Source organism: Mesorhizobium argentiipisi (SeqCode), from assembly GCF_037179585.1.
Lineage (GTDB): Bacteria > Pseudomonadota > Alphaproteobacteria > Rhizobiales > Rhizobiaceae > Mesorhizobium > Mesorhizobium argentiipisi.
The window spans coordinates 94034-114081 of record NZ_JAPYKO010000005.1 but is presented as its reverse complement, the minus strand read 5'-3'; the positions used below and the strand labels follow the sequence as shown (position 1 = coordinate 114081).

General features: G+C 58.1%; 18 protein-coding genes. 6 read left to right on the top strand and 12 right to left on the bottom strand.

Translation table 11 applies throughout. The annotated features are described in order from the left end of the window. Positions 1-538 precede the first annotated feature (538 nt). A complete protein-coding gene (locus O7A05_RS10315) occupies positions 539-760 on the bottom strand; it encodes a helix-turn-helix domain-containing protein (protein WP_337092924.1) in 222 nt (73 codons plus the stop codon). 164 nt (positions 761-924) lie between these two features. On the opposite strand from O7A05_RS10315, the gene O7A05_RS10310 reads away from it, so the two are divergent. Continuing rightward, the gene (locus tag O7A05_RS10310; RefSeq protein WP_337092923.1) at positions 925-1836 is read left to right on the top strand and encodes a LysR family transcriptional regulator; all 912 of its coding nucleotides are present in this window, start codon (positions 925-927) and stop codon (positions 1834-1836) included. Between the two features lie 117 nt (positions 1837-1953). Here O7A05_RS10310 and O7A05_RS10305 read toward each other — a convergent pair whose 3' ends face one another. From O7A05_RS10305 to O7A05_RS10290, 4 genes are all read right to left on the bottom strand, one after another. Next, positions 1954-2943: an ABC transporter permease gene (locus tag O7A05_RS10305; protein ID WP_337092922.1), complete on the bottom strand. Its 990-nt coding sequence runs from the start codon at positions 2941-2943 to the stop codon at positions 1954-1956. Further along, the gene (locus O7A05_RS10300; protein WP_337092921.1) at positions 2943-3689 is read right to left on the bottom strand and encodes an ATP-binding cassette domain-containing protein; all 747 of its coding nucleotides are present in this window, start codon (positions 3687-3689) and stop codon (positions 2943-2945) included. The genes O7A05_RS10305 and O7A05_RS10300 overlap by 1 nt, the downstream gene beginning before the upstream one ends. A 2-nt stretch (positions 3690-3691) precedes the next feature. Next, complete coding sequence (locus tag O7A05_RS10295) at positions 3692-5767, bottom strand: N,N-dimethylformamidase beta subunit family domain-containing protein (RefSeq protein WP_337092920.1); 2076 nt, start codon at positions 5765-5767, stop codon at positions 3692-3694. A gap of 74 nt (positions 5768-5841) precedes the next feature. Further along, entirely contained in the window at positions 5842-6783 is a 942-nt protein-coding gene (locus O7A05_RS10290) for an ABC transporter substrate-binding protein (RefSeq protein ID WP_337092919.1), read from the bottom strand. A gap of 371 nt (positions 6784-7154) precedes the next feature. Here O7A05_RS10290 and O7A05_RS10285 point away from each other — a divergent pair, with 371 nt between their 5' ends. From O7A05_RS10285 to O7A05_RS10270, 4 genes are read left to right on the top strand one after another with little or no spacing between them, the layout of a single operon-like run. Then, positions 7155-8615, top strand: a complete 1461-nt coding sequence (locus tag O7A05_RS10285) for an aldehyde dehydrogenase family protein (protein ID WP_337092918.1) — start codon at positions 7155-7157, stop codon at positions 8613-8615. Between the two features lie 26 nt (positions 8616-8641). Next, positions 8642-9670: a trans-3-hydroxy-L-proline dehydratase gene (locus tag O7A05_RS10280; RefSeq protein ID WP_337092916.1), complete on the top strand. Its 1029-nt coding sequence runs from the start codon at positions 8642-8644 to the stop codon at positions 9668-9670. Between the two features lie 10 nt (positions 9671-9680). After that, positions 9681-9899: a tautomerase family protein gene (locus O7A05_RS10275; protein ID WP_337092914.1), complete on the top strand. Its 219-nt coding sequence runs from the start codon at positions 9681-9683 to the stop codon at positions 9897-9899. Next, positions 9892-10929 carry an Ldh family oxidoreductase gene (locus tag O7A05_RS10270; RefSeq protein WP_337092913.1) on the top strand — a complete coding sequence of 346 codons (1038 nt, stop codon included), beginning with the start codon at positions 9892-9894 and terminating at the stop codon, positions 10927-10929. Before O7A05_RS10275 ends, O7A05_RS10270 begins: the two co-directional genes overlap by 8 nt. Before the next feature lie 15 nt (positions 10930-10944). Here O7A05_RS10270 and O7A05_RS10265 read toward each other — a convergent pair whose 3' ends face one another. Then, positions 10945-11775, bottom strand: coding sequence for a helix-turn-helix transcriptional regulator (locus O7A05_RS10265; RefSeq protein WP_337092912.1), 831 nt, complete (start codon positions 11773-11775; stop codon positions 10945-10947). Positions 11776-12099: 324 nt separating this feature from the next. Here O7A05_RS10265 and O7A05_RS10260 point away from each other — a divergent pair, with 324 nt between their 5' ends. Further along, positions 12100-13731 carry a choline dehydrogenase gene (locus tag O7A05_RS10260; RefSeq protein ID WP_337092911.1) on the top strand — a complete coding sequence of 544 codons (1632 nt, stop codon included), beginning with the start codon at positions 12100-12102 and terminating at the stop codon, positions 13729-13731. 386 nt (positions 13732-14117) lie between these two features. On the opposite strand, the gene O7A05_RS10255 is transcribed toward O7A05_RS10260, so the two are convergent. From O7A05_RS10255 to O7A05_RS10230, 6 genes are all read right to left on the bottom strand, one after another. Further along, on the bottom strand, positions 14118-14933 hold the full coding sequence (locus O7A05_RS10255) for a shikimate dehydrogenase family protein (RefSeq protein ID WP_337092910.1): 816 nt from the start codon (positions 14931-14933) through the stop codon (positions 14118-14120). 306 nt (positions 14934-15239) lie between these two features. Further along, positions 15240-15929: a helix-turn-helix domain-containing protein gene (locus tag O7A05_RS10250; RefSeq protein WP_337092909.1), complete on the bottom strand. Its 690-nt coding sequence runs from the start codon at positions 15927-15929 to the stop codon at positions 15240-15242. Between the two features lie 25 nt (positions 15930-15954). After that, positions 15955-16752: an ABC transporter permease gene (locus O7A05_RS10245; RefSeq protein ID WP_337092908.1), complete on the bottom strand. Its 798-nt coding sequence runs from the start codon at positions 16750-16752 to the stop codon at positions 15955-15957. Next, the gene (locus tag O7A05_RS10240; RefSeq protein WP_337092907.1) at positions 16749-17624 is read right to left on the bottom strand and encodes an ABC transporter permease; all 876 of its coding nucleotides are present in this window, start codon (positions 17622-17624) and stop codon (positions 16749-16751) included. The genes O7A05_RS10245 and O7A05_RS10240 overlap by 4 nt, the downstream gene beginning before the upstream one ends. Before the next feature lie 8 nt (positions 17625-17632). Further along, the gene (locus O7A05_RS10235) at positions 17633-18757 is read right to left on the bottom strand and encodes an ABC transporter ATP-binding protein (RefSeq protein ID WP_337092906.1); all 1125 of its coding nucleotides are present in this window, start codon (positions 18755-18757) and stop codon (positions 17633-17635) included. 10 nt (positions 18758-18767) lie between these two features. Continuing rightward, positions 18768-19826, bottom strand: a complete 1059-nt coding sequence (locus O7A05_RS10230; RefSeq protein ID WP_337092905.1) for an ABC transporter substrate-binding protein — start codon at positions 19824-19826, stop codon at positions 18768-18770. Positions 19827-20048 lie beyond the last annotated feature (222 nt).

The following is a 20048-nucleotide window of genomic DNA, read 5'->3' as shown; positions in this document are numbered from 1 at the left end:
ATGAGCAGGATAACGAGGAGTTCTGGCACCCCGCGGACCACGGTCGTGTAGGCCGTGACGACAGTTCTGAGGGCGGGCAGGGCCGCGGTGCTTTTCGCGATGGCCAGGAACAGTCCGAAGGCCGTCCCCCAGGCAGCCGCTGACAAGGCCAAGGCTCACGGTCACCGTGAGCGCGACAGCAAACTGAGCAGCAAAACCACTCACGAAACGCCTTCCTCGATGCAAAATTCCACAAGCCGCAGCGGCCGCTCGTCGCGTGAACTAGGACCGATTATCCTTGGTTGTGGTTTGTTATATTGATAACTCTAAGTGAAGCTGCGGACTTGGACAGTTTAACTGCAATAAAAGCCTGCTCAATCTATAAGTTTTATTATTTTGCTTATAATTTGTGACTATCGCGCGCGCATTTTCAGCTGCCGTGGCACGGAAGACCGACGCCCGGAAGCGGTCGGTCTGGCGCACCCGCCAAGGCCGTTAACAATAGCCGAAGCGCTGCCTGCGAACGCTTCTTGCTGGTTCGGGCCAAATTCGGCTTCGGCTATCGTTCCGGCGGTGGTGCGCGAAAGAGCGTGATGGGATCTATCTCAAGGACCTTCGCGATCCTCTCGGCGACATCCAGGCTGGGGTTCTTTTGTCCCCGCTCGATTCGACCCATGTAGCCGTAGGCAAGGCCAGCTTCCGTCGCCAGCGATTCCAAGGTCATTCCCCGCTTGAGGCGGACCTTGCGAACGTTTGCTCCAAAAATCTCCGCCAGGCGCATGTGCGCATAGCGATAAGCAAACGTTCAGCTTTACCAGTCACTATAATGATTATATTATCACGCGTTTAAGGTTCGTGCGTCGAAGGCGATTTCAAGGCGCCGGTCGAGCATTGCGTCTAACGCGCTGCCATAGGCGAGTTTTCGTCACCAGAAGGAAGGACGGCATGGAACTGCTGCAGAGCGGCCTCAAGTTCCGCCAGCTCCAGGTCTATCGCGAGGTGATGCGGACCGGTTCGACCAGGCGAGCGGCAGCGGCGCTCGGAATCAGCCAGCCGGCCGTCAGTCAGCACATCAAGCAGCTTGAGATCACCCTTGGCATCACGCTCTTCAAGAGATCGGCCAACCGTATTCTACCCCTGCAGGAAGCTTGGGAATTCTTGCGAAACGTCGAGCTTGCCCTGACCTCGCTCGATCGGCTGGAAGCCTCCATCAGCGCTATGAAGAACGACGAAAAGCAGCGCATCGCTATCGCCGCGCCATCCGTTTTCGGGTTCGTGACCTTGCCAAGAGTGGTGGCGACAATCCACTCAAGAACCAGCTCGAATGTTCGATCAATCTCGGGAAGCTACGACCAGATCGGGGAACACATCCTGGCAGGCCGGGCGGATCTCGGGATATCGAGACTGCCGCTGGACCCACGCCTTTTTGAATGGGCGCCGCTCGGATCGGCGCGCAATGTTTGCATTTTTCCCTCCGGCCACCGTTTCTCGAAGCAGGACCGCGTCGAGGCGAGGGACCTCGCGGGCGAGACGATCGTCGATATCGATCCGCAGTTCGCGGCCCATCAGATGAACCTCAATGCCTTGCGCTTTGCCGGTGTTGAGCCGGACATACTGGTAGAGTTCGACTGCAATGGTCACGAGGCCGGTTACGTTTCGGCGGGCCTCGGCATTTCGATAACCAATGAGATCATAGCGCGCGAGTACGCGGCGTTTGACCTTGGCGTAAAGCCGGCGGAGCCATCTGCGCTCTATCATTACGTCGCGATCTGGCAGAAGGGCAGGACCTTTTCCAGCGCCTTGAATGTTTCACTCGAGGCACTCGTTGCTGCATTTTCCACGACCCGCCCACGATAAGGTAGTGCGGCCCGGACCGGGCCGGCCTTTGCGTTATGATCGATGATCGATGCCTTGATGCCACAACAGCCGTACCTTTCCGCGTGAGCGGATCAAGGCTGCGGCCGGTGGGTTTTCTCAGCGCCGCTTCTGGTCGAGATAAACCGCAACCACCAAAATGGCTCCAACGGCGATCTGCTGCCAGAACGAAGGCACTCCGACAATGACGAACCCGTTGCGCAGGACAGCCGGGATAAAGACGCCAATCACAGCGCCGATGATCGAGGCTATGCCTCCGAAAAGGCTCGTGCCTCCAATGACGACAGCCGCGATGGCTTCGAGGCTGAGCGTTGAATAGGCCCCGATAGTCGTGGTCGAAAAGCGGGCGAGATCCACAACTGCCCCCAGGCCCGCGCATGCGCCTGATATCACGTACACCTTCGTTTGAACCGACGCGACATCGATACCTGTGCGCGCTAGCGCCGTCGCATTGGACCCCACCCCCATTACATGAAGGCCGAACCGAGTCTTGCTAAGCATGAATGCGGCAATGATCACCACGGTCAGCGACACGAGCGACACGATAGGGAACAGACCGAAAACTCGCCCGGCACCGATCGTCAGCGTCAGCTGATCTGGAATGCCGCTTCGTATGTTGATGCCGTTGGTCATCAAGAGCGCGATGCCGCCCGCCATGCCCAATGTGCCAAGCGTCGCGATAAGCGCCGGAATCTTGAAGCGGGAGATCATGATGCCGTTCATCAGGCCCCAGAACGCACCGCAAACGACGCTGACCACCGCGCCCACGATGGTGGCGGTCCAGCCATCGCCGCCAGCATAGATCATCGCCTGAGCCGCCGCGATTTGCGAGAAGATCAGTACCGAGCCGACTGAGAGGTCGATGCCGGCGGTGGCCACGACGAATGTCATTCCGACCGCCACTATCAGCAGTGTGGATGCATCGCCGATGATGTTCTGCACGTTGTAGGAAGACAGCACCGCCGTCGGGTTCCACAGAGCGAACACCGCAAACAGCAAGACCAGGCAGGCGATCAGCCACCAGCCTCGAAAGCTACGGCTGCCTCCAGCGGCCTGAGAGCGATCAAACGCGCGCAAAAGCAGCTCCATCACGATGCTCCTGTGATTGCAGCCACGAGGCCCATGGTGTCGGTGTCGCCTCGCTTGAAGACATTTACAGTTTCGCCGCGGCGCAGGACGTGAATGCGATCGGCAATTTCGTTGACCTCTGGAAGGTCGTGGCTAATCAGCACGATCCCGAGACCCTTGTCCCGCACGCGCTTGATGAGGTCGGCGACGCCCGCCCTTTGCCGGACGCCCAGGGCAGCGGTAGGTTCGTCGAGAAACAGGACTTGTGAAGCCCAGTGCGCGGCACGTGCGACGGCCACCCCCTGCTGCTGCCCTCCGGAAAGCTCCGATACGCGGCAGGTCTGCGTCTTCAGGTTCACGTTGAGTGCCTGGAAGGCATCCTTGGCCACCCCGCGCATCGCCGCACGATCAAGCAAGCCCAAGGCCCTGCCTATGGATCCACCGCGGTAGAGCTCGCGTCCAAGAAAGAAGTTTTCGGCCGGTTCGAGGTGTGGCGCCAGCGCCAGGTCCTGATAGACGATCTCGAGTCCGGCATTGCGCGCCTCCGAGGGATTGTGGAAGGTTACTTCCCTCCCTCCGAATGCGATCGTTCCGGCGTCGGGCTGATAAGCGCCGACCAACACTTTGGTGAGGGTGCTTTTGCCGGCTCCATTGTCACCGATCAGCGCCACTACCTCGCCGAGGCTCACCTCGAAATCCACATCGCGAAGGGCTTCGACAGCGCCAAATCGCTTTACGATGCCTTTAGCTTGCAAGGCGACAGACATGTCTAGACTCCTAGAAACGCCCTAAGGGCGTTCAATGAAATACGCGACGCGGAATTGTCGAATCCGTTGTGGGCCAGGCTGCCGCACCAGTTGATGGAACCGGCGCCAAACACCTGGCCGCCCTCTGGCCGTCGGACATAGACGATCTCCGCGCAAACGCGATCGTTGCGATCGCCGCCTCGGTCGTGTTGGAACTCGATTTCCTGTTCGATAGAGGGGAGGAAGGTGCGGTCATGCGAGGACCGAGCAAGCACACGTGTATCGGCTGGCGTTCCCAACGCAAAATCGGCATTGTCGAGTTCGTCTCCAGCAGCGCCGCCGAGGATATCGCCGAAATCGCCAATGACCTTGTCCTCAATACCTTCGAAGAGCCAGGACATCTCGGGCGTGTAGGATGCCTCGAGCCGAGTGTAGCCCGAACCTTTGGTGAAACCGACTGCCGAGAACCCTACGCCTATGAGGGCGTTGGGCGCGAGGCCGCGGTGGCGCCACAGGCCGCCGTCCTCCCCGGTGGTTGAAAGCCTCAGCTCCAGCGGATCGGAATTCCAGTTGCGGGTGCCGGCGAAACCCCGGCGCGATTCGACCACCGCATGGTCGTATGGATCGAAGCCCGTGACCCAGTAGAAGCCGTTGGCGCCCATGTACATGATGTTGCCGGTCGTTCCCCACGAGTGGAGTGCCGACAGCATGCGCGAGGAGGTATATTCGGGATGCGAGCCGGTGATCAGGACGCGGTAACGATTGAGAAGGCTTTCGCCTTCCCGATGCAGGTCTTCGTCGGTCGCAACATCGTACTGGATTGAGAAGTGGTCGAGCCACTGGGTGATGTTGAGGTCGGCGAGGAAATGGCGCGGCGCTCTTGTGCACCACCACCATTTGTAGTCGGGCGAGAGATTGAGCACGGGCCGCCTGCGCGAGGAATAATGGACGCCCGAACCGTCCGCGTGTCGATCATAAAGGGACGCCGAAAGACGCGGCTCGGCCTCGAGATCCCGGTCAAGGCCGGTTAACAGAGGCGGCTCGGTCTCGCTGGTCAGCGCCGCGCCCCGGTCCGAGAAAGCCAAGCGCTCGTTGGCATAGGCAAGATAGGTGTTCGTCGGAAGCAGCAGCAGGGCCGCGGTCTCACGGCCGGGATGGGCGCGCACCACGAAGGGCAGGCGAAGAAGGTCATTTCCGGTTTGGGCTTCGACTGCATAGATGCCGCTCTGCAGCTGCGACGGGATGTCAAGCGAGACGGTCTCTTCCCAAAGCGCATCGGTCAGGTCGAATTCATGCACGTGGATGGCATTATGACGTCCCGTGCTGTCACCGGTATCCAGGATATTCGAGCGGGAACGGCCGAGCACGCGCCGCGTTGGATGGTTGATGAATTTGCCGACCAAGGGTGCGCCGGCGCTCGCGAGCAAGGTTGGCGCATCGAAATTGTCGGAAAAGTCGAAGGCGGTGACAGAGATGCCTTCATCAGGCCCACGCGTTATCGTCGGACCTTCGATGCGAGCATTCGCTCCCAGATGGTCGCGAGTGCTGAAGCCGCGCCCGAGGACAAGCTCGAAGTCGTCCCCTGGGCGACCAATGCTGCTCACCAAACGTACGTCACCGTAGGTGGCCACGAGTTCGCCGCGTGCCGGGAAAACGCTGATTTTGAGCTGGACCCACCGGTCCGGCGGATACGGTAGCCGAGCGTCTGCTTTTACCGCTTCGCCAACCCATTGAAGCTTGGCTGGCGACAGAAGGAGTGCCCGTTCGGTTTTTCCGGATCTAAGCGCAAAAACCACGTGGCCCTGTTCGCGAACCAGAGTGGGCTTCATCCAGAAGGATAGCGTCCAATCGTCCAGACCGATCAGGGCGAATGGGAGCCGGACTGCGAAGCCGCTTCCCGAAGGCAGCTCTTGGTGCCTGAGTTCCGCGGTGACATCGTTTGCGTTCGGGATAGCGACACTTTCGCAGGTGTCGGGGCCAGTCTTCTTCAGGCCGACAAGCCGGATCCTGGCTTCACCCGAACCGCTCATGCGGGCCACAACACGTTGTCCGGGGCGGTAGCTGAATTCGTCCAGATAGCCTTGCAAGGGGTGAGCCATATCGTTCAATCCATTATTGGGGTGTGGGACCGGCCCCACACCCCATTCCTACCGCGGTCAACCGATCCGTCAGCTTACTTGCAATCGAACTTATACACCGTGGCCTGGGAAGCCGGGGTGTCCAGATTCTCGCGGGTAACCGCGGTGTAACCCTTGAGGACCAGCGGCTCAACGGATTGTCCGGCGAGTTGCTTCTCCGCGTTCTTGACGCCAAGATATCCCAATTCGTACGGGTTGAAGGGAAGCAGGACATCGAGATAACCCTGCTTCAGCCAATCGACCTCGGTCGGGCTGGCATCGAAAGTCACGGCGGGGATGTCGGCTCGGCTCAGGTTGCGCAACGTCGCGCCCGTGAATTCGCCAATCAGCGTGGCGTCCGCGTGGATACCCGCGAGGTCCGGATGGGCAGCGAGCGCTCCCTTGATTGCCGCGGCGACCTTGTCAGGGCTGTCGCCGGCGAACTGCTTGTCGAGCACGGTGATGTTCGGAAAGGTCTTCATCAGCTCGATAAAGCCCTGGTGGCGCTGGTCGGTGATCGCGATTCCGGGGGCCACGCCGACTTCAAGGACAGTACCTTTTTCACCGATCAGCTTTGCAAGCTGACGAGCGGCTTCGCGCCCGCCTTCCACGCCATCGGTTCCAATATGCGGAATTCCCAGTTTGCCGCCGAGCTCGGAATCGACGGTGACAACCTTGATCCCGGCTGCCAGCGCCTCGCGCAGCGGCTCTTGCAGTGCGACCGAGTCGGTCGGATCAATGACGATGGCCTGCGGCTTCTTGGCGATCATTGCGCGCAGCACGGGAATCTGTTGCTGGGCGTTCCATTCGGCGGGGCCGCCGACGGTAAGCTCGATGCCGTCTTCCTTGGCGGCCTTCCTGGCGCCGCATTCCATCATCGCGAAAACCGGATCCCCGGTGCGGGCGACCACCAAGCCTATGGTTTTGTTTTCCGCATGGGCGTAGCCCGATCCGGCGAGAATTGTCGCGGCCATCGCCGCCATCAGCAGTCTACGCATGTATGTCTCCCATTTGTTTTGGCGTTTGGATGTATATGATATCCAATAGCCATTATTAACGCCTGACGTCTGCTCTCCATACCCCTTTCGGCATATTCGGCCATCTGGTCGCCGATCCCGAGGACCCCTTATTTGTTCTCGCGCAGGGCATTGGTTCGCGTAGCTTCACAGGCCCCGCCGTTCCCATGGATCGGGTACCTGACCGGATGAGATGAACGCCTCGGCTATCAAGTTTCCATATGCCAAACGGGGTATGTCGCGCGAAGGAATGAGCGTCCTAAAAGTTTGGACCATGTGAGCAGACCGTTGGCCGGATCAATTTTCCGTGACGGGCGGCTACAGGAAGTTCAGACAGGGAAGGTCGCCTTAACATGGCACAGATGCGGAAATACGGTTTGTGGATCGGGGGCAAGTGGGCTGCGACTGCTTCGGAAGATGTTGTCGAACGCTGTTCTCCGGCGACCTCCGAACCTGTAGCGCGGTTCTCGCTGGCGGGCCCTGCGGAAATCGACGATGCCGCCGCCTCGGCTCATTCCGCATTTCTCAAGGGTGCCTGGAGCGAATTGCCGGGAAGCGTGCGTGCGAAGGTCCTCAACCGATGGGCTGACTTGATTGCGGACAATCGCACACGGCTCGCTCGCATCGAGGCGGACGAGGCAGGCAAGGTCATCTCGGCGGCGACCGCCGAGATCGAATGGTCAATCGAATTGATCCGCTATGCAGCGTCGCTGGCCTGGAACCTGCCGGGTCGGCTCATCAACGGCGAAGGCCCCGGCAAGATGGGGCTCGTCAGCTATGAACCTTATGCGGTCGTGGCTTTGATCGTGCCCTGGAACTATCCGATGGTGACCTTGTTCCAGAAGCTTCCTTACGCATTGGCCGCGGGGAGCTCAGTGGTTGTCAAGCCATCCGAGCTCACGGCAGGCACAGCGCTGGAGTGCGCCGTCCTTGCTCAGGAGGCTGGCATTCCGAACGGCGTCATCAATGTGGTGCCGGCTGTGGGCGAGAAGGTCGGTGCCGCGATCTGCGACAGCCCTTTCATCGACATGGTTTCGTTCACGGGCTCGACACGCGTGGGCCGGCTTATCGCTTCGCACGCAACCTCGAAGCTGAAAAAGGTCGCGTTGGAGTTAGGCGGCAAGGGTGCCAATGTTGTCTTCGCTGACGCCAACATCGAGGCAGCGCTGGACGGTGCTCTCGCGGGCTTCACGATCAACCAGGGCGAGGAATGCTGCGCGGCCGGACGCCTCTTCGTGGAGGCGCCAATCTTTGATGAATTCATCCAGCGATTGAGCGCGAAGGCTGGCCAGATGCGGCTCGGCACGGCCGAGGACCAGGATGCCTCCATCGGCCCCCTCATCCACAAGCAGCATCTCGACAAGGTCGTTGCCTATATAACCGATGCCCAAAGGGAAGGAGCGCGGCTGGTCTCCGGAGGAAGGCGGCCGCAGGACGACCACCTTGCCAAGGGCTGCTTTATCGAGCCGACCGTGCTTGTCGGCGTCACACCTGAAATGACGGCTTTCCGGGAAGAGATTTTCGGACCCGTAGTGTGCGCCATGCCGTTCTCGACCGAAAAAGAGGCGGTTGAGCTGGTCAACGATACCGCATACGGCCTTGCTAACGGCGTCTGGACAAACGACTTGAGCCGGGCACTGTCCTTTTCACGCCAGATGAAAAGTGGAACAGTCTACGTCAACGCCTACCTTGAGACCCTCCCTCAGCTACCCTTCGGCGGGATGAAGGACAGTGGCCTTGGCCGCGAAAACGGACCGGAAGGCATTCTGGAATTCATGCAAACCAAAGCTGTTTACCTGAAATTGGCACGGTAGTCGTTGGTCAGTTCGGGGCACCTGCAATGCGCACCTCAAAGGTCATTCATGTCGTTACCTGCCACGCGGAGGGCGAGGTCGGCGACGTCATCGTAGGCGGCGTAGCGCCGCCGCCGGGCGATACGGTCTGGGCACAGTCACGCTTCATCGCCGAGGACGAGACGCTGCGCAATTTCGTTCTGAACGAACCGCGCGGCGGGGTTTTCCGTCACGTCAACCTTCTGGTGCCGCCCAAGAATCCAAAGGCTCAGATGGGGTGGATCATCATGGAGCCGGCTGACACGCCTCCGATGTCGGGTTCAAACTCGATCTGCGTCGCCACGGTGCTTTTGGATACGGGCATTATCCCCATGCAGGAGCCGATTACCCGAATGGTGCTGGAGCCGCCGGGCGGCCTTATCGAAGTCGAGGCGGAATGCCGAGACGGCAAGGCTGAACGCATCCGGGTGCGCAACGTTGCTTCCTTCGCCGATAAACTCGATGTCAAGCTGGAGGTAGACGGTCTTGGCACGCTGACGGTCGATACCGCCTATGGCGGCGATAGCTTTGTGCTCGTCGATGCCGCCTCGTTGGGCTTCGCGCTTCGGCCGGACGAGGCCCGCGACCTGGCTCAGACCGGTATGCGCATCACAAAGGCAGCCAACGAGCAGCTCGGTTTCGAGCATCCCGCAGCCGCCTGGACCCACATCTCCTTCTGCCAGCTCACCAACCCGGTCGTCATGAAAGACGGTATCCTCACCGGGAAAAACGCCGTTGCCATACGACCCGGGAAAATTGATCGGTCGCCTACGGGAACAGGATGCTCGGCTCGCATGGCCGTCCTGCATGCCAAGCGTCAGCTCAAGGTCGGCCAGCCTTTCGTGGGAACATCGCTGATCGACACTGAGTTCCAATGCAGCATCGACAGTCTCGTCGATATTAACGGCAAGCCTGGTATTCGGCCGATCATCTCGGGCCGGGCATGGGTAGTCGGCACCGCGCAGCTGATGGTTGACCCGACGGACCCCTTCCAGACAGGCTATCGACTGGCTGACACTTGGCCGATGAACCTTTAGGAGCACCCCAATGCCCATCGTAAGGGTTGAGCTTTTTCCCGGTCGCAGCTCCGAAACCAAGGCGACGATAGCGAGCGAGTTTACGAGGATCCTTCAGGACGTGGCGGGTATCCAACCGCAGGAGACGACGGTCATGTTCGTAGAGGTCCAGCCGTCGGACTGGATGGTGGGCGGGCGGCCCTTCCCACGCTCTTCCCCAACAGTCATAAGGTCAGACACCGTTGCCTGAAGATCGCGTTGCGGCTTCTTCCTCAGATTTGACGCTGGTTCCGTTTGTCGTGCTCGAAGACCTCCTGCAGAGGATTTTCTCGCGACATGGCGTAAGCGACGACAACGCAAAAATCCTGGCGACCAACTGCGCGTCTTGCGAAAGGGACGGTTCTCTCAGCCACGGCATTTTTCGAATTGCCGGCTATCTTTCCTCCCTGGCAAGCGGGTGGGTCGACGGGCGAGCGGTGCCGCGGCTTGAGGACCGCGGTCCGTCGGTCATTCGCGTCGACGCGATGAACGGCTTTGCTCAGCCGGCGCTGGCTGCCGCGGTTCCTGCGATTCTTGACAGGGTCTCGGCAACAGGTGTTGCCCTGGTAGCGATCCGCCGTTCGCACCATTTCAGCGCGCTTTGGCCGGACCTTGAACCCTTTGCGCTTAGGGATCTCGTTGCCATTGCGATGGTGACCGGATTCCGATGCGTCGCGCCTCCCGGTGGAACAAAGCCGGTCTTCGGTACAAACCCCCTGGCGTTCGCGGCGCCAGTCGCCGGGACGCATCCGCTTATGTTCGACTTCGCCACCAGCGCCATGTCCAACGGCGACCTCAGGCTTGCCGCGCGGGCGAAGGCCAAGGTGCCTTTGGGAACAGGCATAGACAGCCACGGAGACCGCACCGACAAACCCGAGGCGATCCTGGATGGAGGCGCGTTGCTGCCCTTTGGCGGCCACAAGGGCGCGGCGCTATCACTGATGGTCGAGATCATGGCTTCCGCACTCACCGGAGGGCTGTTTTCGCACGAGGTTGATTTCTCCGGGTATCCAGGAGCCGAGACACCCAACACCGGGCAGGTATTGCTCGTGATTGACCCCGAACGCGCGGGAAACAGCGATTTTGCAGGCCGAGTCCTAACGCTCCTCGACACGGTCCGTGCGTCGGGCGCGGCACGGCTGCCGTCGGACCGCCGATACAGGCAGCGAGCGGAAGCCAACAAAGATGGAATCCCTATCGCCACTGACAAATTGAGACAGTTGATCGTGCTGGCGTCGTAAGCCTCGCCGGCGAGCCTAAGGCTGCATGTCGCGGCTGTTGATGATATGGGAACAGAACATCAGGAACATCTGCGCTTGGCTGCTGATGCCGAGCTTGTCATAGATGTTTCTGCGATGGACCTTGGCGGTCCCCTCCGCGATATCAAGATTGTGGGCAACGGACAGCGTAGAGTGTCCTCGCAGAAGCAGGCAGACGATCGTTTGCTCGCGCGGTGACAGTTTGTCATTGGCGAAAGTGGCGAAAGCCCTGTCGAGGGTGGAGACGGGAGCAGCCACATTGGCATCAGATTCGAGAGCCTTGCCCACCGCGGCCTGCCAATGATGGCTCATTGTTTCCAGCACGACCGGAGCCACCAGCTTGAGATCGCTGAATTCGTCGGCGCTGAACGGCAGCACGCTGTTGGTCCTCATCAGCGACAGCACCACGTAAAGCCCCTCGGTGGGCCGAGCCATATAGACGATCTCCTCGGCGAGCGACCCGGCCTGATCCGAGACACAAGGATGGAAGTCCGCAGAGTTGTAGAAATCGCTGGAGAAATAGTTGTCGGGAGCCAGGTCGGACAGGCGGTAGAGCCCTGGTTCGACTGCGGCGCAGCATGCCGTGTAAACCGCATCCAGCAGATAAGTAGCCGTAAGGAAGGTCTCAATGACTTGAGCAGAGGCGAAATCGTCGAGATTGCCGTGAAGCAGAATCGGGTGTCGGTTTGGCATGAAGATCGTGGCGGAGTAGATCTCGAACGGCGCCAGTTCCCTGAGCGATTGAACGAGCCTGTCTGGATATTCATCGTGGCGGACCGTCGTGAACAGGTGGTTGGCGAATGCGATCGCCTCTGAAGCTCCTATCATCGGCATTTCCCTTGCTTGACGCCGCCTATGAAAACATCTGCCTCAATACCAATTCGACTGACCTTGCGTTCAGCCGACTAAGCTGCTGCTGTCTCGTTTATGGTTCCGAACCCTCAATATGCCAAACGGGGTATACCTTGACGCCCTTACCTCGGGATAGCCAGTGACAGAGCTTGCTGGAATGCGATGCTCATCCGCGTGAAACACAGAGCGTCCAAAGATGCTGGCGAATTCACTAAGCCGCTAGGCTCAAGCTTCGGCTGCAAGGCGCAAGCAGAGTTGCACCGAGGACTGTTCGCATAGCGACTTTGAGACAGGATCGACATGGCAGCTTCCAACTACGACTACATCATCATCGGGTCGGGCGCAGCGGGCTCCATTGTCGCGTCACGCATTGGCGCAAGGGCCGGCAGTCGCGTCCTCGTGCTCGAAGCTGGACCCAGCGACAATTCCATCTATGTCCGCATGCCTGCGGCGTTATCCTATCCTCTCACCGACAAGGCCCGTATCTGGTCGTTTCAGACAGGCCCTGAACCGGCGCTGGACGACCGGTATATTACTCATGTGCGGGGCCGGATGCTCGGCGGCTCGGGATCGCTCAACGGCATGGTCTATGTGCGAGGCAACCCGCGCGACTTCAATCGCTGGGCCGCGGATTTCAACCTGCCTTCCTGGGACTTCGCGCACTGCCTGCCCTATTTCAAGCGCCTGGAGACGTACGACAAGGGCGCCAATCAGTACCGGGGCGGGGCGGGGCCGATTTCCATCACCACGATGAAGGCCGAGCTTGAGCCATTCCAGGCTTTCCTCGAGGCCGGGCAGCAGGCTGGGCACCCCCTGACGCAGGACTACAACGGCTATAGCCAGGAAGGCGTCCACGCCTACCAGGCAAACATAGATCATGGGATACGCGCCAGCGGCGGCAGGCAGTACCTGCGGCCAGCCATGCGCAAGGGCAACGTCAAGGTCGAGCTGGGGGCGCTTGTCCATAAGGTGCTCTTCAACCGCAAGCGCGCGGTCGGAGTGCGCTATGAGCAAAACGGCGCCCTTCGTGACGTGTTCGCGGAAAGCGAGGTCATCCTGTGCGGGGGAGCATTCAATTCACCCCAAGTCCTTTTGTTGTCGGGCATCGGGCCGAAGGCAGAACTCGCGAAGCACGGCATTCAGTCGGTCGTCGACCTTCCCGGCGTTGGAAAAGGCATCCAGGACCATATTGCCGTTTCGATTGGCTATCGCGCATCTCGCAAAGGTGTTTCACCTGGCGTGGGCATGAACCTGGCCAAGATGGCGCTGATCGGCGCGCAATGGCTCTTCCTCCGGTCCGGCCTTGGCGCGACAAATCTTTGGGAGACGGGCTCCTTCTTCAGCAGCAGTGACAGCGCCGAATACCCCAACATCCAACACGAGTTCCTGCCCGTTCTTGGTGAGCTGTCGCATGGCAGTGTTTCAGTGGAGGATGGCTTCATCTATCAGACCTGCCTCTCGCTGCCGCGCAGCCGTGGTGCCGTGACATTGACGTCCAACGACCCCACGCTTCATCCCAGCATCGTGCTGAACTACCTGTCGCACCCTGACGACCGGCGCGACCTCATGGACGGTATCCGGCATACCGATGAGATCATCCAGCAACCCGCCTGGTCGAAGCTGCGCGGCGAATCCCTGCAACCGGGACTCTACAAGATGTCGGATGGCGATCTGCTGGATTGGCTGAAGAAGAACATGAACACCCAATACCACCCATGTGGGAGCGCCCGCATGGGCTATGACGACATGGCGGTGGTTGACGCGGAAGGCCGCGTGTACGGTGCGCAAGGGCTGCGGGTTGTCGACGCGGCAATCATGCCGCGCGTCACCAACGCAAACCTTCACTGCCCAACGATGATGCTCGCTGAGAAGCTGTCCGACTCAATCCTTGGCATCCCGGCGCTCCCACCGGAACGCGTGCCTTTTGCCTAGTGAGGGAAGCGCCAATATTTTCGGTTGATTCAGGTTGGTCTCAAAGGTTGCCAAGGCTGAGAAAGCGTTGTCGGGCACCGCTTGAGCGGGGCGCTATTTGTGACTCAAGTGGCTGTACACGGCGCTGGATTCCGGCCGACGATCAACTGCGCAACTGGCAGCAATTTCCCGCGGCCTTATTGCGTGCGTCGAATTCCTGGTCAGCATTGAAGTCCGATTTTTCCTCCAATCTTAAGGGTGGCTGCTAACAGACAGTGAGGAGGAGCACGATCATGAGGCGCCATATCGCGACATCCGCTGACCAGCTCTTCCGGTGTCGCATGCGCTCGAGGCTTACGCGAACGTGTGGTCCAATTGTGCCGCCACTCACATTCCACCATGCGGCTTCATAGGCCAAGAAAGCTGGCCATCAATTGCAACTGGTGGTCAAGCATGTGGTGGCCCAGATGAATCCGGCATCCAGCGGATCGAGCTGCCGCAAGAAGCGCTGTGATTTCGGGTTCCATAACGACTTCGGCAACGACCACATCTGGCGTCAACAACGTTGCGTCGAGCGGTAGCGGATCAGATGGCTTCATCCCGAGCGTCGTTGCATTGACGACAAGACTGTGCCCGCGTGGATCGGCCGAGCCGATCGCCACTTTAACGTCGGGATAAGCGTTGCGAAGTTTTGCGGCCAACGTTTCGATCTTGTTCAACGTGCGGTTGGCAAGCGTAAGCCGTGCAATGCCAGCCTCGGCAAGCGCGAAGGCGATGGCGTTGGCGGCGCCTCCTGCGCCAACCAGATAAACACTGCGTCGGGCAACCTCGATGCCTTGACTGCCCAGCCCTTCAACAAATCCGACCCCATCAAGTTGGTCGCCGATAAGCCTTCCGTCGTGGGCGCGACGCAAAATATTGATTGCTCCGACAGCCGCCGCTCTGGGACTTACTTCGTCGCAAAGACTGATTGCCGACTGCTTATGGGGTACTGTGACGATTGCCCCATCGAAGCTCCGTAGTGCGCGCAGGCCGGTAACCACTCGACCGAGATCTGATGGTGATACGTTCAGCGGCACCATGACCGCATCTTTGCCGCGCGCCACCGCGATACGGTTGATGCCTGTCGGCGCTTTGACGTGATCGGTTGGATGAGCAAGAATGCCCAGTACCCGCGTGCGACCAGTAATGTAGGCACTTGTAGGCTTTTGAAAGATCGACATTCTGCTGTCCCTGCTTACCCAACAAAAATTCGATCGGATTGACGTTTCGACTAGGTTCGATCAGGCTTGTCCGCCCTACCGAATACCTGGGACCGCAGCTTTGACGATGATCGGACTTGATCACGCGCCTCGGTCCGCGACATGGGCAAGGCCAACTCGTTACCTGGCGACGACCTTCGAGGTCGGGCTTGCTGCCACAATGAACTGTGTCGGCCGTGGCTGGACATCGCGGCGAGGCTTGAATGGTCCCTCAGCGCTATGAAACCCTAGGAGCGCGTCAGGAACGAGCGCCAGGCCGCTTTCCCTTCATTCAAAATGGCCTGCTTCTTCGATAATCTTGGCCTTGATGACCTCACGCAGCGTTTGGGCAAGATTTGGCGTAGCGCTGGAACAAGTAACGATCACCGTGCTTCCTTTGGGGTCAAGTGACATGTAACCGTGCTTCATTGTACTATCCAAATAAAGCGAATCTCCCACTTCCAAGTCGACTGGCTCGTAGTATTCCGAGTAGAAACGTATCTTGCCCGTTAGAACGGTAAAAAATTCCTCACCAAAATGCGCTGTCAACTCGCCCATTTGTCCCTCATCCAGGGCTTTGACTTCGATATGAATCGGAATAATACGCTTATGGGCAACTTCATTGCAGAGATAGCTGTATACGTAGTGCCGTGTCTCCAATCGCATGCCGTCGAACTGCCGGCTTAAACTTTGGCGCGTGAGGACCAACGTTTCCCGGCTGGCCTGCGCGGTCCGCGCCGTGAGAAGGTCCGCGATCTCCACCTGCAATCCCCGGCTTAATTGCAGGATCTTGTCGTAGGTTGGGGAAATGACACCGTTTTCGATCTTAGACAGCGTAGAGGCGGAGATGCCCGTCATCGAACTCACATCTGCCAGCGTCCAGCCATGATGAGCCCGGCGCTCGCGCAAAAGCGGCCCTATTTCAGGATAGGTCGTATCGGATGCTCCCGTTTTTAAGCGTCCAACTTTTCCACCCATTCTTACCAATGCCTTTCTCGCCCTCTTAGGTGCCCTTTCCCTCGGCAGTGCGAAGGGTGACCGTACCAATACCGGCCAAAAAAATCGTAAGCAACAGAACGCAAGTCACCAATGCATTCACATCCGGGCTGAAGCCAACCCGCATTTTGCCGAGGAGACGAATCGGCAGGGTCGCATCCCCGCCGACCAGGAAAAAGGTAACAAGCGTTTCATCGAACGAAATCGTGAACGCCAGCAGGGCGCTCGTCACCAATGCTGGCACCAGTTGCGGGGCTATGACCTTTCGGAAGGTTTGCCACTCAGTCCCTCCCAGGTCGCGAGAGGCTTCTATCTGGCTTTGTGGAATCGTGTTCAGGCGAACCATCACCATCCGATAAATAATTGCAAGAACAATTATCGCATGCCCGATCGTAACTGTGAAAAGGCTTCTTTCGACGCCGAATTCTTGAAACATAATTAATAGTGATATACCAGTAATGATGGCAGGCAGGATAAATGGCAAATAGATCATAGATTCAAGGAATGCGCGGCCCTTTCTCTCTCCTGAGACCATATAGTAACCTGCTGCAAGAGCGAACGTCGACGCGGCGATAATGGATATAAACGCGACAGTCAGCGAATTGCCGAGCGCAGAAATCATCTCGGTATTCTTAAATGCCTGTTCAAAATTTACGAGGGTAAACCCACGCCAATCTATTGTTTGACGTTGAACGGGAAAGAATGACATCAGAACGACGACCACAGCTGGAAGATACATGACCAGCAAAACAAGCCCCGATACGACCCACAGGATCCCGAGTGTCAATCGCTCAATACGTGTCATGTGCGTCGCACCAAAAGGTTCGCCAAAGCCATCAAGGCTGCAACGGTCAACAATAGCACGACTGCCAGCGCCGCGCCGAACGGCCAGTTAAATGCTAGGCCGAACTGGCTCCAAACCGCACGTCCAAATGTGAAGCCGCTTGTCCCTCCCACCATCTGAGGGGTAAGGAAGTCACCGAGAGCAAGCACCATGACGAACATTCCTCCAGCAACGGCGCCTGGGGCGCTCAGAGGCAAGACAATTCGTGTGAATGTTCTCCAGGGATAGGCCCCCAAATCTTCAGAAGCCGCAATCAGAGACCTAGGTATCCTGTCAAGCGCCAAATAGATGGGCAGAATGCCGAAGGGTAGATAGATCATAGTCATAGATATTGTCACGGCGGTCTGATTGAAGAGAAAAGTTCGACTTGGTTCAGAAAGAAAACCAGACCAAACAAGTATTTGATTTAAAAATCCGCTAAAACCAAGTATATTTCGCATCGAATAGATTTTTACTATATAGCTTATTGAAAGTGGTAGCACGCTAGAAAGCAATAAGATATTTCTGATTGGACCATCAAGCCGCCAGATGCAGTATGCTATTATATAGCCAGCTATTAAGGCAAAAATAGCGACAAATAACGTCATCCAAAGTGTGCTAAAGTATACTCCAACATACCCGGGATCGCCGGCAAACTTAACATAATTATCAAATGTGAAGTCTGCTACCGGCCGACCTCCCTCCATGCTCCAAAAGCTATACGTCAGAAACGTTAGCAGAGGCAAAAGTACGGTCACGCATGGCAATCCGAACACGACAATAGGCAGAAGCCAGCGAGCCGGACGAGCCGTGGTGGTGTGCTTTCCCAACGCCGTTGATGCGCTTTGACTCATTTCCGATCCTACCCAACCATTGCCACCAGATGCGCAACATCATTTGACCAGCTGACCACGACCTTGTCTCCTTGCGCAAAGCCGGCATCAGCGCGCGATCCTGGAACGCGTACCTTCAAGAGGCTTTCCGGGGCGTTGAGCGGCTGCACAAGTGCGTGCCAATATGCACCCGCGAACAAAAGCTTCACCAACTCTCCCGCGATCGTGGGTCTTTGGTTGCCGCCATTTGAGTTGGACGCCGGAGTCATCTGGAAAGACTCGGGCCGTATCACCACTCCGCAATTGTCTCCGACGGGCAGCCGTTGCCCGTTTGGCACCACCCACGACCCCAGCGCGCTCTTCACCCTAACTCCACTGTCGGACGTAGATTCAACCGCAGCCCTTATCACGTTGTTTTCACCGAAGAACTGCGCGACGAATTCTGTTTTGGGTGCGTTGTAAATCTCTTGCGGGGTTCCGATCTGCTCGACCCTGCCATGCGTCATCACGACGATCCGGTCGGAAACCGCCATGGCTTCCTCCTGGTCATGGGTGATGAAGACGAATGTCGTCGCAATTCGACGCTGGATATCCTTCAGGAAAACCTGCATCGATCGTCGCAGCCCGGCGTCTAGCGCCGCCAATGGTTCATCGAGAAGGATAACGCGCGGCTGACAGACGATTGCCCGCGCCAATGCAACACGCTGGCGCTCGCCGCCGCTCAACGCCGAGGGATAGCGGGCCCTCTTGGCGCTGAGGTTGACGACGTCGAGCACTTCGTCAACACGGGCTTTGATCAACTCTTTCGGTTGGCCGCGTACGGCAAGTCCGTACGCCACGTTTTTCTCGACCGACATATGAGGGAAGAGGGCGTAGTCTTGAAAGACCGTATTAAATGGGCGCCGGAATGGCAGTTCATTCGCGATATCCCGACCGTCAAGGAGAAGGCTCCCTGCAGATGGCAAAGTGAAGCCGCCGACAATCCGCAGGATTGTTGTCTTTCCCGATCCAGACGGTCCGAGTATCGTCAGAAACTCGCCATCCCGAACGCCTAGGTTTACAGGCTCGAGTACGGTGACATTGCCATAGCGCTTCGTAACGCCTTTTAGAGTTATGATATCGTCCGAGCGATCTATCACCGTGGATGCCATCATATGAACTTTCTTACTGCACCGGAGCTGCCTTGACGGCATTCCAAATATCGTTCCGCTTTGCATAATCCTCTGGTGCCTGCAGCCAGACAAGACGATCAGCGTAAGTCATCCCGATACTTTTGTTGGAATCTTCGTCGGTTGTGTTGCCGTACCCGGTTTTCTCGCTCAGGTATTTTCCAACGTCTTTCTGGAGCATGTAGTCAATCCATTGATAGGCGAGGTCGACGTCCTGAGCGCCGGCGCTAATCATCCAGCAATCGATCCAGCCGATTGCGCCTTCCTTCGGAATAGTCAACGCGGCGTTTGCGCCTTTTTTATTCGCTAGAATGAGCTGCGGTTCGCCCTGTGACATCATGAGTTTGACGCCGCCTTGGGCAAATATGCTAGCCCCGTCATCAAAGCCGGAGTAAAGGGTAGCTAGATTCTTCTTTTCCGCTATCAGCTTTTCCTTGACCTTTGCAAACTGTTCGTCGGTGAGATTGAAGGGGTCCTTAAAGCCAAGGACCAGAGCGGCTACAACGATGTTGTTCTCCGCCTCGTCCATCGTCATGACGGCCCCGACATTTTTCGGATCCCACATCACGTTCCAACTGTCGGGCGCTTGGGGATATGCCGTCTTATCGTAGATAAGGGGGATCGAGCCCCATGCGTAGGGGATGGCATATGGCTTGCCGTCAAAGACGATGGCCGAGACGTTCTTGAACGCAGGAGAAAGGTTCGATGCGTTGGGAATCTTCGACAAGTCGATCGGACTTACCAGATGCTCGCCAACCAGGCGTTTGTAAGAGGATGTCTCGATGGCGACGACATCGTAGTCCGCTCCCTTGGTGGCAGTCAGCTTTGCAAATATCTCGTCGATGCTCCCCACATAGGTTACCTCGACCTTAGCGCCGGTTTTCTGCTCGAAGCCCTTTACCCACTGGTCGTCAGCATATCCCTCCCATGTCAAAATCCGGAGGGTTTTCGTGGCTGCCTGGACCGGAGAAAGGGACATCAACCCCCCGGTGACAGCTATGCCCAGGCATACAGATGCCGCCTTGGCCAATTTGAGGATTTCTCTACGCTTCATTTCAGGTTCTCCCACATTAAAACGTTGAAAACTGCGCCTTGGGTCGTCAGGAAGCCGCCCAGCCGGGCACTCTGCTTCCAGGCCTGCTATTCGATACACTTCCGCGCACGGCAAAATTGCATCGCAACAGACAGAAACACCCAGCGGCAATTCCGAGCACGTCATTCGCCGGCAATGCCTGCAGCCAACGAGCGCTCTGCGCAGACCTGGTGACCCTCGGGT

Coding starts and splice junctions, on each gene's coding strand:
- O7A05_RS10290 (WP_337092919.1), bottom strand. CDS start 6,783: ATGCGTAGACTGCTGATGGCGGCGATGGCCGCGACAATTCTCGCCGGA.
- O7A05_RS10240 (WP_337092907.1), bottom strand. CDS start 17,624: ATGAGTCAAAGCGCATCAACGGCGTTGGGAAAGCACACCACCACGGCT.
- O7A05_RS10255 (WP_337092910.1), bottom strand. CDS start 14,933: ATGTCGATCTTTCAAAAGCCTACAAGTGCCTACATTACTGGTCGCACG.
- O7A05_RS10275 (WP_337092914.1), top strand. CDS start 9,681: ATGCCCATCGTAAGGGTTGAGCTTTTTCCCGGTCGCAGCTCCGAAACC.
- O7A05_RS10300 (WP_337092921.1), bottom strand. CDS start 3,689: ATGTCTGTCGCCTTGCAAGCTAAAGGCATCGTAAAGCGATTTGGCGCT.
- O7A05_RS10245 (WP_337092908.1), bottom strand. CDS start 16,752: ATGACACGTATTGAGCGATTGACACTCGGGATCCTGTGGGTCGTATCG.
- O7A05_RS10260 (WP_337092911.1), top strand. CDS start 12,100: ATGGCAGCTTCCAACTACGACTACATCATCATCGGGTCGGGCGCAGCG.
- O7A05_RS10295 (WP_337092920.1), bottom strand. CDS start 5,767: ATGGCTCACCCCTTGCAAGGCTATCTGGACGAATTCAGCTACCGCCCC.
- O7A05_RS10285 (WP_337092918.1), top strand. CDS start 7,155: ATGGCACAGATGCGGAAATACGGTTTGTGGATCGGGGGCAAGTGGGCT.
- O7A05_RS10305 (WP_337092922.1), bottom strand. CDS start 2,943: ATGGAGCTGCTTTTGCGCGCGTTTGATCGCTCTCAGGCCGCTGGAGGC.
- O7A05_RS10315 (WP_337092924.1), bottom strand. CDS start 760: ATGCGCCTGGCGGAGATTTTTGGAGCAAACGTTCGCAAGGTCCGCCTC.
- O7A05_RS10310 (WP_337092923.1), top strand. CDS start 925: ATGGAACTGCTGCAGAGCGGCCTCAAGTTCCGCCAGCTCCAGGTCTAT.
- O7A05_RS10250 (WP_337092909.1), bottom strand. CDS start 15,929: ATGGGTGGAAAAGTTGGACGCTTAAAAACGGGAGCATCCGATACGACC.
- O7A05_RS10265 (WP_337092912.1), bottom strand. CDS start 11,775: ATGATAGGAGCTTCAGAGGCGATCGCATTCGCCAACCACCTGTTCACG.
- O7A05_RS10280 (WP_337092916.1), top strand. CDS start 8,642: ATGCGCACCTCAAAGGTCATTCATGTCGTTACCTGCCACGCGGAGGGC.
- O7A05_RS10230 (WP_337092905.1), bottom strand. CDS start 19,826: ATGAAGCGTAGAGAAATCCTCAAATTGGCCAAGGCGGCATCTGTATGC.
- O7A05_RS10235 (WP_337092906.1), bottom strand. CDS start 18,757: ATGATGGCATCCACGGTGATAGATCGCTCGGACGATATCATAACTCTA.